Genomic DNA, 13,490 nt, shown 5'->3' on the forward strand with positions numbered 1-13,490 from the left:
AACCAAATAGACATGGAGGTTGATTGGTTGATTGGTTGATTGGTTTATTGGTTATTGGTTATTGGTAACTGGTAGAACTTATGATACGCGATGTGCCAATCGCTTTTTTGTTTTTCCGAAAATCGACTTTTTCACTACATCCGGAAGAAATTCGGAAACATCGCCATTATTGCGAAGAACATCCCGAATTAACGTGCTGGCGATGGACGTATACTTTGGAAGCGTTGTCAGGAAAATAGTCTCCACATTATCCTTGAGGCTCCTGTTCATATCGGCGATAGCCTTCTCGTATTCAAAATCATTCACATAGCGGATGCCCCTCAAAATAAAATCCGCGCCCACATCTTTACAACAGGCTACAGTAAGGCCATCGTATGCAAGCACCCCGATTTTTGGCTCATCCTTATAAATTTCGCGAAGCCATTCAAGTCTTTGCTGTTCAGAAAACATGGGAACCTTATTTACATTGCGCCCAAGGCCGATATATAATTTATCAAAAAGAGGAAGCGCTCTCTCAATAATATCAGTATGCCCAAGAGTAACAGGGTCAAAAGTTCCGGGGAATAAACATATTCGCTTCATACAAATATTCTTGAAAGTTCTTAATTAAAGGACTGCTTATTGCTCACCAAATATAACACAGCCATTCTTACAGCCACGCCATTTTCCACCTGCTGCAAAATAATTGATTGTTTGGAATCTGCCACATCACTGTCAATTTCCACGCCGCGGTTTATAGGGCCAGGATGAAGGATTACAATTTCTTTGTTTAAACTATCCAATAATTTTTTGCTGACCCCATAAGCAAGATTGTATTCGCGCAGGGATGAAAACAACACCTGGTTTTGCCTTTCAAGTTGGATGCGCAATACATTCGCCACATCGCACCATTGCAAGGCTTTTTGCAAATTATATTCTACGCGAATGTCAAATGCTTTGCTTATATATTTTGGAATTAATGTTGGCGGCCCGGCTACCATCACTTCAGCTCCTGCTTTTTTTAATAAATAAATATTGCTTAGGGCCACGCGTGAATGCATGATATCGCCTATCAAAACTATTTTCTTCCCTTCTAACTGTCCAAGTTTTTCCTTAATAGAAAATGCATCAAGCAAAGCCTGCGTAGGATGTTCATTAATGCCGTCGCCGGCATTTACTATCGCTACAGGAATATGTTTGGCGAGAAAATGTGGGGCGCCGGTAGCACTGTGGCGCATCACCACCATATCCACTTTCATGGAAAGAATATTATTAACGGTGTCCAGTAAAGTTTCGCCTTTGGAAACTGAAGAACCTGATGCAGAAAAATTGAGCGTATCGGCGCTTAATCTTTTTTCTGCAAGCTCAAAAGAAATTCTTGTTCTCGTAGAATTTTCATAAAATAAATTTACGATTGTCGTATCCCTGAGAGAAGGAACTTTCTTAATGGGCCTTTGTAATACTTCTTTAAACTGAGTGGCGGTAGATAAAATTAATTCAATATCGCGGAGCTGTAAATCTTTAATGCCCAGGAGATGTTTGGTGGATAGTTGCATTAAATGTCAAAGCTAAATTAAAAATAGTAATGCGGCAAAAAAGATAAAGACGAGATAAAAGTTGTTTTACTGTAAAAAAATTTGGGGAGATTAACTCAATACAAATTCACTTCCTCTTTATCCCATTCCACTTTTACTTTTTGGGAGATGATGGAATCAATTGATTTGCCGCAATAATCAGGCTGGATGGGAAGTTGGCGGCTGTAGCGGCGATTCACCAACACACAAAGTTCTACTTTCTTTGGGCGGCCATAAGAAAGAATGGCATCCAAAGCCGCGCGGATAGTTCTGCCTGTGAACAATACATCATCAATGAGGATTACATTTTTATCTTCCAAAGAAAAAGAGATATCTGTTTGATTGGGCTCAAATAATTGTTTACGGATATCGTCGCGGAAAAAAGTAATATCCAGTTTACCGTAACTTATTTCATAACCAGGATTTATTTTTTTCAGATGTTCATAAATTTTATCTGCCAAAAAAATACCACGTGGCTGTAAACCAATTAAAACCACGGACGACAAATCCACATAATTTTCTATCACCTGGCATGCAAGCCGCTCAATGGTTATTTGTAGTTGATATTTATTTAGAATCGTGTTCATACGTGAATGGTCAATGGTCAATCGTGAATTCTTGCGTTTAGCTTTTAGCCATTAGCTTTTAGCTCTCTCACTTTTCCTTCAAAAAAGCGTACCGATAATCGGTAGCAGGAATAAAAGTTTCTTTAATTGTTCTTGCACTCAGCCAACGGTACAAATTAATAATGCTTCCGGCTTTATCGTTTGTTCCGCTTCCTCTCGCACCGCCAAATGGCTGCTGGCCCACTACCGCTCCGGTTGGCTTGTCATTTATGTAAAAATTGCCCGCACTATTTTTGAGTTTTTGTGTTGCTAATTCTACCGCGTTTCTGTCCTGGGCAATAATAGAGCCTGTCAACGCATACGGTGAAGTGGTATCTACCAATTTCAAGGTTTCTTCAAATTTATTTTCATCATAAATATAAATGGTGAGCACCGGGCCAAAAATTTCATTACACATGGTTACATACTTAGGATTTGTAACTTCAATTACAGTAGGCTCGATAAAATAGCCGTTGCTTTTATCACATTTTCCGCCAACAATTATTTTTGCCTCTTTATCTCTCTTTACCTGTTTGATGTATTCTTCAATTTTATCAAAACTTTTCTCATCAATTACCGCGTTAATAAAATTGCTGAAATCCTCTACAGTTCCCATCTTCATGGTTTTGATTTCAGCAACCAGCTTTTTCTTTACTTCTGCGGCAATATTGGAAGGAATATACGCTCTTGAAGCGGCAGAACATTTTTGTCCCTGGTATTCAAAAGCACCACGGCAAAGCGCAGTCACCAATACATCCACATCCGCGCTCTTATGAGCTACTACAAAATCTTTGCCTCCTGTTTCTCCAACTATTCTTGGATAAGATTTATAGATTTTTGTATTCTCTCCTATATGTTTCCACATGGTATTGAAAACGCCTGTGCTTCCTGTGAAATGAATACCGGCGAAATCAGGATGATTAAAACAAACATCGCCTAAAACAGGCCCATCAACAAAAATCAGGTTGACAACGCCATCCGGCAAGCCAGCTTCTTTTAAAATCCGCATAAACATTTGAGCGCTGAAAACCTGTGTGTTCGCACATTTCCACACAACCACATTGCCACACATCGCTGCGGAAGTGGGCAGGTTTCCTCCAATGGCGGTGAAATTAAAAGGAGTTACGGCAAGCACAAAACCTTCCAGCGGGCGATATTCCATGCGGTTGTGAATACCCGCGCTGCTTACCGGTTGCTGGCTGTAAATTTCATTTAAGAAATGAACATTGAATCTTAAAAAATCGATTAGTTCACACGCCGCGTCAATTTCTGCCTGGAAAGCATTTTTGCTTTGCCCAAGCATTGTTGTGGCGCACATTTCAGCGCGGTATTTTGTCGCGATTAAATCCGCAGCCTTCAAAAAAATATTAGCCCGGTTTCCCCAGCTTAATGCAGCCCATTTTTCTTTGGCTTTAAGCGCTGCATTAATTGCTTTTTTTACATCCGCCGCAGTTCCCTGGTTATAGGTTCCCAACACAAACTTTTTTTCATGTGGCGGACGAATTTCAATTTTATCATCAGTGCGAATCTCTTCGCTGCCAATATACATCGGCACATCAATCTTTTTACCTTTCAGCGATTTTAAAGCCTTTTTTAAATCATCCCTTTCTTTTGTTCCGGGGGCATAAGACAAAACCGGCTCATTGGCCGGCAGTGGGTATGAAAAATTTCCAATCTTCATGGTAATTCATTTTTTATCCCTCAAAAAAATGAAAGGATAGTTAATAAATTAAAAGGCCGGATAGTATCCGGCTCTTACCTTATTTTTTTAAATACATTACTTCCTTGATGAGACTTACGGTTCTCGGTATGTCAGGCAAATAGGCAGCCACCAGGTTCGGCGCGTAATGCATCGGCGCGTCAAGAGCAGTAATTCTGCGAACTGGCGCATCAAGGTAATCAAAACCTTCCTTTTGAACGCGATACGCGATTTCAGAAGAAATAGAAGCGAAAGGCCATTGCTCTTCGACAACCACAAGACGATTGGTTTTCTTTACTGAATCAAGAATGGTTTGCCAATCTAATGGACGAATAGTTCTCAGGTCAATCACTTCAGCGCTGATATTTTCTTTGGCCAATTCGTCAGCAGCACCCAGCGCCACCTTCATCATTTTATTGAAAGAAACCATTGTTACGTCAGTGCCTTCGCGAACCACTTTTGCTTTCCCAATTGGAATCAAATATTCTTCTTCAGGAACTTCGCCTTTATCTCCATACATCACTTCACTTTCCATAAAAATGATAGGATCGTCATCGCGGATAGCGCTTTTTAATAATCCTTTTGCGTCATACGGATTGCTTACAGAAATCACTTTTAGTCCGGGAATGTTTGCATACATTGATTCATACGCGGTAGAGTGCTGTGCGCCCAATTGGCCGGCGCTTCCATTTGGTCCGCGAAAAACGATGGGGCAACCAACCTGTCCGCCGCTCATTGCCAGCATCTTTGAAGCTGTGTTTAAAATTTGATCCAGCGCAAGGTTTGCGAAATTCCACGTCATAAATTCTATAACCGGCCTAAGCCCATTTTGCGCAGCGCCTACTCCAACGCCTGTAAAACCAAGCTCAGAAATAGGTGTATCTATTATTCTTTTTTCACCAAATTCTTCCAGCATACCCTGGCTCACTTTATATGCGCCATTATATTCTGCAACTTCTTCACCCATCAGGAACACCCTTTCGTCCCTTCTCATTTCTTCCTGCAAAGCCTCACGCAGGGCTTCTCTGAATGCTATTTCTCTCATCAATCCTGTTTTATTATTATCTGAATTTTAAATTATCCGTTCTAAAAAAATTAGATGCAAAATTATTGGTTAAAGGGCAAATAATCAAAACTGTTTGGCATGCAATAACCATGAAGCTAAAGGGAACAGTCTATGCTTTGAAAATCTTTTACTTTATATTTTGATAAGCACTAACATAATTCAGTTCAAATTTCCCTGGAAAGGATGTTACATCCCGATGCGAAAATAAAAATTAAGCTTATTTCTTAATTTACTCTACTTCCACTGCTATGTTTTCGGACTAAAACAAGACGTTCAATTACAATTTTTTTATTTTCATCAGGATTAAATTGCAGGGTAATGGTATTTTTAAAATCATCAATGGAAATATCGCATAAATACATTCTTTTCTTTTCTTTCGCAGGCGAATAAAACGAAAGTGGCTTACTTACCAAGGTTTGACGCTGCCAAACGGTAAAAGCAGCACCGTTTGCACTCGTCTCGCCATCTGCATACAGCGAATAATTACCCTTGGGAATTTCTGCCATATCTATTTGTAAGTGCCCTCCTTTTTTTGCAATAAAGGCATTGCTGTTCATTTCAAATGTGCCGTCAAAGCTGAACTTCATTAGCTGGCGGTACATCATCATGGTATCAGAAATATACACTTGGGTAAGTTCATTAACCGGCTTCTGTGATATGTCAACAGGCGCGGCGGCATAATACAAAGCAACTGAAGTATAATCTGTAGGAAAATTATTATTTTCTCCTCCATGTTCCATGGTGTGTTCAATACTTTTTGTAAAACTCATTTTATCTGACAGGAATAAGCGATAGCCGCCGGTGTGGGCAAAGGGCAATGAATAATCCAGGGAACCGTGTAAGGGCAAACTCATTTTTCTGTCCCAGCGATCAAGAAGCGCATACCACCCTCCATTGAAATAATCTTCAGAGCCAGTACCATGCATGGTCATTTTACCATCAATGTGCGTAATATCATCTCCCTCAAAAAACAGCGTCATTCCGGGCCTCAGGCCCTGTGCCTGAAGAATAGTTGCTACGTACTGTCCTTTACCCTTTCCTTCTAAAAAAACATGAGGCTTCCCCAGTGGTGCATTGATGTCTTTGTTCCAAAAGGCATAAAATTTACCCTCAGTTACCTGGTTCCTTTTTTCAGGAGAATAATAGATACCTGCTTTTATACGTAATGGCTCCGGCTTCTGTTGGCCCGCCAGGGGCCGATAGATCAGCTCTATTTTCGCCTTGCTGTCAAACGGCATGGGAAAATAACAATAATTGATACCATTGGCTGAACCCAGCAACAAGCTTTGCATAGAGGATTTGCCAAATGCGTAGCCAAAGAAATCAGCGACCGGAGCATATACTGCCGGATATTTCTCATCGTCCCAGGAAATACGGATGTCAATTTGTTTGTGAAGCCCTGAAAATAATTCAGCGGGTTGCAACTTAATTCCTAAAATTCTGCCACCATTATTGATTGTGGCAATTGTGATGGTTTGCCCGGGCGACAACATTTTATCAGCATGAATCACCTTTGTGCTGGTATTTTTTTCAAGGGAAGGATCGTAAGATTGACTCCATCTTGAAATCAATTTTTCGTAGGAAGATTTTTCTGCCGTAGTTAAGTTGGGGTCGAAATTTTTTACCTGGTAATCATCCGGAAAACTCCGGTATTGAACCTGGTAAAATTGTATATGCTTTCCCCGTGAAACTATTTTACAACCATTGCTGTAAGGAATAGGAAAATAACAGTAATAACCCCCCAGTTGATTGCCGCACAGGGGCAATGTAAAAGGAGCCATTTTACCTGAAAATAAATCTGAAAATTTGATAGAAAAAGAGGGATGTGCGCTTTCACCAAAATAAAAATCAAGGGTATCCTCATTGGGCGTCGGAGTCCATATCCTGTTGATTACCCCATTTCCTGGCGCTTCAAAAAGAACAAGAGATCCGTCAGGATTTTTACGAATAAAAGAATATTTTCCACTGAAGCCATCGTCATTACCTCCAATAGTATCATACGATGAAAACTGGCGTACTATATTAAGGCCATTATATTTCGGAAGTTCGTCTATAGAATATAGCCTGTTCAATTCTGTTGAAATGTTGACAAGTTGCTTTTGCGCATAAGATGGCAACGAGACAGAACCCAAAAAAATGAAAAAAAATAATTTAATCATAAGTAATAATTTTTTTGACAGTACATATTAACTAAATGGAAAGATATATTTCATCTTCTTAATCGGAAAGTGAATGCTTCGAATATACAACTGACATGGTTTATATCGAATGAAATCCGCATATTGCCTAAGCTACCATTTTATTTTCACTATACTGGCCTGATCGGGGATACCCATTTATTATAAATTATTGCACTTAAACACCTGCTTTATTCCGGCTGCTCATTTTATGTACATTACTTTTGTAATTCTATTGCCGAAAAATTATGACTCCACAAAGATTCAATCGCCTGACTTCCGTTCTTGAAAAAAGACAACCAGACCTGACTGTAGTGCTGGAAAACGTATTTGACCCACACAATGTATCCGCAGTAATGCGCACCTGCGATGCTGTGGGAATACAGGATGTTCATATTTTGAACGATAGAATTCCACCGCATAAAAAATGGGGCTATAGAAGTTCGTCCACTGCTGCCGAATGGCTCTCCGTACATCAATTTACCAACGCGGAAGAATGCTTTGCCGAAGTGAAAAAAAATTACGACACAATTTATACGGCTTATCTTGGCGAACAATCAGTAAATCTTTATTCTTTAGATCTTACACAATCTGTTGCGCTGGTATTTGGCAATGAAACATTCGGGATTAGCGAACACATTCGCCAATATACCGATGGAGATTTTATTATTCCGCAGGCCGGCATCATTAAGTCTCTGAACATTTCAGTTGCATGTGCTGTCACTTTATATGAAGCTTACCGGCAGAAATCCGCTAAAGGCCATTATAATAAATCGCGGCTACCGCATGAAAAAAAACTTGATTTACAAAAACAGTGGAAACTGGTTTAGTATCACCAGCTTAATGCAATTTTGACGCATTCTTTTTCATACCAAACTGACATTCATTTCATTTTACTGACAACAAAACTGACAAATTTCTTTGGTACAATTATTCGTGTACATTTGCAACCCAAATAATAAATTAAATAAATTTAACAATTATGGCAAAACAAAATTTTGAACTCTTTGATGACAGGGTTCTGGTTAAACCCAATGCAGCAGAAGAAAAAACTGCGGGTGGAATTATCATTCCGGATACCGCTAAGGAAAAACCTCAAAAGGGTACTGTAGTAGCAGTTGGAAAAGGAAAGTATGCAGAACAAACCGGCAACCTGATTCCTTTACAAATAAAAGAAGGCGATACAGTAATGTATGGCAAATATGGCGGCACAGAAATCAGCATTGAGGGAGAAGATTACCTTATCATGCGCGCATCTGACATCCTTATGAAAATTAGTTAATTCAATAAATAAAAAGAAAAATAAATATTATGGCTAAACAAATATTTTTTGACATAGACGCCCGCAATAAAATGAAAAAGGGTGTTGACACGCTGGCCAACGCGGTAAAAGTAACCTTAGGCCCTAAAGGCAGAAACGTAGTGATTGAAAAGAAATTCGGCGCTCCACAAATAACCAAAGATGGTGTAACGGTTGCTAAAGAAATTGAACTTGAAGACCCTATCGAAAACATGGGCGCGCAAATGGTAAAGGAAGTAGCTTCAAAAACTGCTGACATTGCCGGAGATGGTACCACTACTGCTACTGTTCTTGCACAGTCAATCATCAGCGAAGGATTGCGTAACGTAGCTGCCGGAGCAAACCCAATGGATTTGAAAAGAGGCATTGATAAAGCAGTTAAATCAGTAGTAGAAAGCCTGAAAAAACAATCTGTTACCGTTGGAAATGACAATGATAAAATCAAACAGGTGGCTTCTATTTCTGCCAACAATGAAGAATCTATCGGAAGCCTGATTGCTGAAGCTATGCAAAAAGTAGGTAAAGAAGGGGTAATCACTGTTGAAGAAGCAAAAGGTACTGATACTACCGTTGAAGTGGTAGAAGGTATGCAGTTCGACAGGGGTTATGTATCGCCTTATTTCGTTACCAACAGCGAAAAAATGCAGGCTGAACTCGATAATCCTTACATTCTTATTTATGACAAGAAGATTTCTTCAATGAAAGATATTCTTCACATTCTTGAGAAAGTAGCTCAAAGCGGTCGTCCGTTGTTGATTATTTCTGAAGATTTGGAAGGAGAAGCATTGGCTACTTTGGTGGTTAATAAATTACGTGGCACTTTAAAAGTTGCTGCTGTAAAAGCTCCCGGCTTTGGTGACAGAAGAAAAGAAATGTTGCAGGATATCGCCGTTCTTACAAATGGAACTGTTATCAGCGAAGAACAGGGTTATAAGCTGGAAGGTGTAGATCTTAATGCTCTTGGCCAGGCTGCTGCCGTAACTATTGATAAAGACAATACCACTATAGTTGATGGTAAAGGCGACAAAAATGACATCACTGCAAGAGTGAACCAGATAAAAGCACAAATCGAAACTACCACTTCAGATTATGATAAAGAAAAATTACAGGAACGCCTTGCTAAATTAAGCGGCGGTGTTGCAGTTTTGTATGTAGGCGCTGCTTCTGAAGTAGAAATGAAAGAAAAGAAAGACAGGGTGGACGATGCGCTTCATGCAACAAGAGCTGCCGTTGAAGAAGGAATTGTTCCAGGTGGTGGTGTTGCGTATGTTCGCGCTATTCAAAGCCTTGAAAAGCTTGAAGGAGCCAATGATGATGAAAACACAGGCATCCAGATTATCAAACGTGCTGTGGAAGAACCTCTTCGCCAGATTGTAATCAACAGCGGAATTGAAGGCAGCATTGTGGTTCAGAAAATTAAAGAAGGCAAAAAAGATTATGGCTTTAATGCCCGCACAGAAGTGTATGAAAATCTTCTTGCAGCCGGTGTAATAGACCCAACCAAGGTTACAAGAATCGCATTGGAAAATGCCGCTTCTATTGCCGGAATGTTACTGACTACCGAATGTGTAATTTCTGACAAACCTGAAAAAGAAAAACCAGGAATGCCTCCAATGGGTGGCGGAATGGGCGGTGGAATGGGTGATATGGGTTATTAATCCTTACCCTTCTATCCAAAATATAGAAATGTTTAAGTTGAATCCCTTTGCAGTAATGCGAAGGGATTTTTTTTGGATAAAACCTTGCAAGTTTCTAAAAACTGAACGGTTGGTGAGAACAGTGAACGAATGAAAAACGTGATTTTTTTATTCCGCTTTTTGATAATTTTTCATCGCTTCTTCTATTTGACCATCTAAAAAGCGATTCCTTACATCAATAGCCGAATCCATCATTTCCACTTCTTCGCTGGCTTTTTAAAAACAGAGGTTGCAAAAAACAGGTAGTAAAAAAACATCCAGATATCAAAGACAACAAACCAGGGGAACAAATCCTTTTCATCTAACTTTTGTGTAGCCTTATACATAATAATGCCTTGTGTTAAAAGGCGTATTCCAAAAACGATTAAGGTTAGCTTCCACCCAAAAAAAAATAAGCAAACGACAAATAACGGATAGAACGCAAATTGTGAAAATGCATACAAGCCCAAAAGGAATTTATGGCTTCTCTTATAAAATTTGCTGGTAGTGTAATGCCGTTTCTTCTGCTTCACCCATTGTTTCCAGGTTTTGGGTGCGGCCGATAAAGTAAACGCATCTTTATCAACCACAATAGCTGTGTTCCTTTTGTTTGCTGCGTCGTTGATAAACAGATCATCATCGCCGCCGGGAATATGATGATGCGCTGAAAAGCCCTTGTGCCTGATAAATACCGACTTCTTATAGCTGAGATTTCTGCCAACGCCCATATATGGAATTCCGCCTAATGCAAAAGATAAATACTGCAATGCGGTATGGAATGTTTCCCATCTTACCAATTTATTTAATAGTCCTTTGGTTTTATGCATAGCGCCATAACCAAGCACAATCTCAATTCCATCATGAAAACCCTGCTGCATTTTTTCTATCCAAAACTCAGATGCGGGCACGCAATCTGCATCGGTAAGCAACACAATTTCATGTTTTGCGGCCTTGATTCCCATGCTGAGCGGAAATTTTTTACCGGGGATAAAACGCGCTTCCTGCTTCAATTCAATGATGTTGAGGTTTCTGAATGTGCGCTGAAATTCTTCAAGAATGTATTTGCTTTCGTCAAGCGAATTATCATTTACAACAATTACCTCATGCGTAGTTTTATATTTTTGAACGAGGGCGCCCGGCAAATTTTTTACCAGGTTCTCAGCCTCATCCCTTGCACAAATAACTACGGAAACGGGGTGTGTTTGCGAAATGCTTTTTGTTTTTTCTTTGTATAAAACCAACCTCAAAAAGAAAAATAAATAATAGAATAATTGTATAAAAGTGATTATACAAAAAGCAAGAAAAATAATATTCCCAGGATCATTTAAAAGTTCAGTCAGTTTCATCAGGATGCAAACTTACTTTCGTTTAGGAATAGCGGCAAAAAATTTAAATAACATGAAAAGTATAGGAAATCAACCAATTACGGTGTGAATAATTTAAGTCCCAAAATAAATTTAAAATCTTTCACATTATATGTATAAAGCTCAAAACCTGAAATCAAAGCAGTGGCAGCAATAATGCTGTCTGGAAGCAGAAGCCCATGACTTAAACGGTATTTTTGAATAAGCTCGAAAGATTGAATCGTAATATCATTATTAATCAATGCGATATTAAACCTGCTAAGCTTTTTTGAAATTTTCGTCATATCAGTTTTTGAAATGGCACCAAGCATTAATTCCATTTTAGTTATTGCTGATAACATTACATTATCAAGCCCAATAGATTTTTCAAGTGTTGATTTTGTAATCTCATGACGTAGATTATGCGAGTCCCAATAATCGATCATTACATCAGTGTCGCAAATTATTATTTTCTTTTCCATGCATTTTTTCTAAGCTCTGATGGATTAATATTCCTGCCTGTAAAAATTTCATGAAGATCACTGGTATCAATTGAACTATCGCCGGGAATTACGGTAATGCTATTTAAATCAATTTGGTTTTCTTTCCGGGAGGAATGCGGTAGCCTGATTTCAAAATCAAAATATTTGGCAAAATCATGCAGAGCTTCAAGCGCTCTTTTATTTTTATATTTTATGATTATCTCTGGCATAACTTTCTTTCAAAGTTAAAGAAAAGGAAGGATTCCTTTTATGAATTCAAAGTTTCAAAACTTTTTAATTTTTATAATATTAATTGAACCCAAAATAAAAATTCCCGTTATTTCCTGCTTTACTGTAAAATAAAACTTTTTCAATCGTATATCTTTGCAGCCCTTTTAAACAGGGTTTTCGATGGCTGACTTACAATTCACACTACAACATGCTGATACTTCTACAAAAGCGCGTGCAGGAAAAATCAGGACGGACCATGGTGAAATCCTGACGCCAATCTTTATGCCTGTGGGTACAGTTGGAAGTGTGAAAGCCCTGACGCAACAACAATTAAAAGATGACGTTCATGCACAGATTATTTTAGGCAATACTTATCATTTATATATGCGCCCAGGTTTAGATGTTTTGGAAGCAGCCGGAGGTTTACATAAATTTATGAATTGGGAAAAACCAATACTAACAGACAGCGGCGGCTACCAGGTATTTTCTTTAAGTGGCACAAGAAAAATCTCTGAAGAAGGTGTAGTATTTCAGAGTCATATTGATGGCAGCAAACACTTATTTTCGCCTGAAAAAGTCATTGACATCCAACGAATCATTGGCGCCGATATTATAATGGCTTTTGACGAATGCCCGCCTGGAGCAAGCGAATATTCTTATGCAAAAAAATCTTTGGAATTAACCAATCGCTGGCTTGACCGTTGCTTTCAAAGATTTCATGAAACGGAAAATAAATACGGTTATTCACAGAATTTATTTCCCATTGTCCAGGGGGGCGTGCATCATGAACTACGAAAAATTTCATGCGAATATGTTTCTTCAAAAGAAGCAACAGGAAATGCAATCGGCGGATTAAGCGTTGGCGAGCCTACTGAAAAGATGTATGAAATATGTGGGCTTTGTTGTGAAAATCTCCCTGTTAATAAACCACGCTATTTAATGGGCGTAGGTACGCCGTGGAATATTCTTGAATGCATCTCATTGGGCGTAGACATGTTTGATTGTGTAATGCCCACACGCAATGGCCGCAATGCCATGCTTTTTACAAATCGGGGAATTATCAATATTGACAACAAAAAATGGGAAAAAGATTTTTCGCCGATTGATGAAGAACTGGAAAATGAGGTAAGCAATTATTATAGCAAGGCCTATCTCAGGCATTTAATAAAATCAAAGGAAATTTTGGGATTACAGATTGCGAGCATTCATAATTTAGCTTTTTATCTCCACATTGTGCGGCAGGCAAGGGTTCAGATACAAAATGGAAATTTTGCTTCATGGAAAAAAGAAATGGCTGTTCAATGGCAGCATCGTTTATAGCTGCCTTATCTTTTTCATGTTGATTTTCAGATAAATTT

The 13,490-nt window shown here is 38.9% G+C and carries 13 protein-coding genes; 4 read left to right on the plus strand and 9 right to left on the minus strand.

What is annotated here, in order from left to right; all coding sequences use genetic code 11:
* Positions 1–78: 78 nt before the first annotated feature.
* The 6 genes from coaD to EFY79_RS17480 all read right to left on the minus strand — a co-directional run bounded on the left by coaD (position 79) and on the right by EFY79_RS17480 (position 7,082).
* A complete protein-coding gene (gene coaD / locus EFY79_RS17455) occupies positions 79–582 on the minus strand; it encodes a pantetheine-phosphate adenylyltransferase (RefSeq protein WP_123122031.1) in 504 nt (167 codons plus the stop codon).
* A gap of 20 nt (positions 583–602) precedes the next feature.
* A complete protein-coding gene (locus tag EFY79_RS17460) occupies positions 603–1,535 on the minus strand; it encodes an aspartate carbamoyltransferase catalytic subunit (RefSeq protein WP_123122032.1) in 933 nt (310 codons plus the stop codon).
* A 95-nt stretch (positions 1,536–1,630) separates the two neighbouring features.
* The gene (gene pyrR, locus EFY79_RS17465) at positions 1,631–2,140 is read right to left on the minus strand and encodes a bifunctional pyr operon transcriptional regulator/uracil phosphoribosyltransferase PyrR (protein ID WP_123122033.1); all 510 of its coding nucleotides are present in this window, start codon (positions 2,138–2,140) and stop codon (positions 1,631–1,633) included.
* Positions 2,141–2,207: 67 nt separating this feature from the next.
* Complete coding sequence (gene pruA / locus EFY79_RS17470; protein ID WP_123122034.1) at positions 2,208–3,839, minus strand: L-glutamate gamma-semialdehyde dehydrogenase; 1,632 nt, start codon at positions 3,837–3,839, stop codon at positions 2,208–2,210.
* A gap of 79 nt (positions 3,840–3,918) precedes the next feature.
* Positions 3,919–4,905, minus strand: coding sequence for a pyruvate dehydrogenase complex E1 component subunit beta (locus tag EFY79_RS17475; RefSeq protein ID WP_317128044.1), 987 nt, complete (start codon positions 4,903–4,905; stop codon positions 3,919–3,921).
* A gap of 242 nt (positions 4,906–5,147) precedes the next feature.
* Positions 5,148–7,082, minus strand: a complete 1,935-nt coding sequence (locus tag EFY79_RS17480) for a glycoside hydrolase family 172 protein (RefSeq protein WP_123122036.1) — start codon at positions 7,080–7,082, stop codon at positions 5,148–5,150.
* Positions 7,083–7,348: 266 nt separating this feature from the next.
* On the opposite strand from EFY79_RS17480, the gene EFY79_RS17485 reads away from it, so the two are divergent.
* The 3 genes from EFY79_RS17485 (at position 7,349) to groL (ending at position 10,058) form a co-directional block, all read left to right on the plus strand.
* Complete coding sequence (locus EFY79_RS17485; RefSeq protein WP_123122037.1) at positions 7,349–7,930, plus strand: TrmH family RNA methyltransferase; 582 nt, start codon at positions 7,349–7,351, stop codon at positions 7,928–7,930.
* Between the two features lie 152 nt (positions 7,931–8,082).
* A complete protein-coding gene (locus tag EFY79_RS17490; RefSeq protein ID WP_123122038.1) occupies positions 8,083–8,382 on the plus strand; it encodes a co-chaperone GroES in 300 nt (99 codons plus the stop codon).
* 29 nt (positions 8,383–8,411) lie between these two features.
* A complete protein-coding gene (groL, locus tag EFY79_RS17495) occupies positions 8,412–10,058 on the plus strand; it encodes a chaperonin GroEL (protein ID WP_123122039.1) in 1,647 nt (548 codons plus the stop codon).
* Positions 10,059–10,288: 230 nt separating this feature from the next.
* Here groL and EFY79_RS17500 read toward each other — a convergent pair whose 3' ends face one another.
* The 3 genes from EFY79_RS17500 to EFY79_RS17510 all read right to left on the minus strand — a co-directional run bounded on the left by EFY79_RS17500 (position 10,289) and on the right by EFY79_RS17510 (position 12,131).
* Complete coding sequence (locus tag EFY79_RS17500) at positions 10,289–11,422, minus strand: glycosyltransferase (protein WP_123122040.1); 1,134 nt, start codon at positions 11,420–11,422, stop codon at positions 10,289–10,291.
* Positions 11,423–11,499: 77 nt separating this feature from the next.
* On the minus strand, positions 11,500–11,901 hold the full coding sequence (locus EFY79_RS17505) for a type II toxin-antitoxin system VapC family toxin (RefSeq protein WP_123122041.1): 402 nt from the start codon (positions 11,899–11,901) through the stop codon (positions 11,500–11,502).
* On the minus strand, positions 11,886–12,131 hold the full coding sequence (locus EFY79_RS17510) for a hypothetical protein (protein ID WP_123122042.1): 246 nt from the start codon (positions 12,129–12,131) through the stop codon (positions 11,886–11,888). The genes EFY79_RS17505 and EFY79_RS17510 overlap by 16 nt, the downstream gene beginning before the upstream one ends.
* Before the next feature lie 181 nt (positions 12,132–12,312).
* On the opposite strand from EFY79_RS17510, the gene tgt reads away from it, so the two are divergent.
* Positions 12,313–13,452: a tRNA guanosine(34) transglycosylase Tgt gene (tgt, locus tag EFY79_RS17515; protein WP_123122043.1), complete on the plus strand. Its 1,140-nt coding sequence runs from the start codon at positions 12,313–12,315 to the stop codon at positions 13,450–13,452.
* The last annotated feature ends 38 nt before the right edge of the window (positions 13,453–13,490 follow it).

The sequence above is a fragment of the Hanamia caeni genome, from assembly GCF_003721595.1.
Lineage (GTDB): Bacteria > Bacteroidota > Bacteroidia > Chitinophagales > Chitinophagaceae > Ginsengibacter > Ginsengibacter caeni.

Bases quoted from the DNA above. Each gene is read 5' to 3' on its own strand.
- coaD (WP_123122031.1), bottom strand. From the start codon at position 582: ATGAAGCGAATATGTTTATTCCCCGGAACTTTTGACCCTGTTACTCTT.
- EFY79_RS17460 (WP_123122032.1), bottom strand. From the start codon at position 1,535: ATGCAACTATCCACCAAACATCTCCTGGGCATTAAAGATTTACAGCTC.
- pyrR (WP_123122033.1), bottom strand. From the start codon at position 2,140: ATGAACACGATTCTAAATAAATATCAACTACAAATAACCATTGAGCGG.
- pruA (WP_123122034.1), bottom strand. From the start codon at position 3,839: ATGAAGATTGGAAATTTTTCATACCCACTGCCGGCCAATGAGCCGGTT.
- EFY79_RS17480 (WP_123122036.1), bottom strand. From the start codon at position 7,082: ATGATTAAATTATTTTTTTTCATTTTTTTGGGTTCTGTCTCGTTGCCA.
- EFY79_RS17485 (WP_123122037.1), top strand. From the start codon at position 7,349: ATGACTCCACAAAGATTCAATCGCCTGACTTCCGTTCTTGAAAAAAGA.
- EFY79_RS17490 (WP_123122038.1), top strand. From the start codon at position 8,083: ATGGCAAAACAAAATTTTGAACTCTTTGATGACAGGGTTCTGGTTAAA.
- groL (WP_123122039.1), top strand. From the start codon at position 8,412: ATGGCTAAACAAATATTTTTTGACATAGACGCCCGCAATAAAATGAAA.
- EFY79_RS17500 (WP_123122040.1), bottom strand. From the start codon at position 11,422: ATGAAACTGACTGAACTTTTAAATGATCCTGGGAATATTATTTTTCTT.
- EFY79_RS17505 (WP_123122041.1), bottom strand. From the start codon at position 11,901: ATGGAAAAGAAAATAATAATTTGCGACACTGATGTAATGATCGATTAT.
- EFY79_RS17510 (WP_123122042.1), bottom strand. From the start codon at position 12,131: ATGCCAGAGATAATCATAAAATATAAAAATAAAAGAGCGCTTGAAGCT.
- tgt (WP_123122043.1), top strand. From the start codon at position 12,313: ATGGCTGACTTACAATTCACACTACAACATGCTGATACTTCTACAAAA.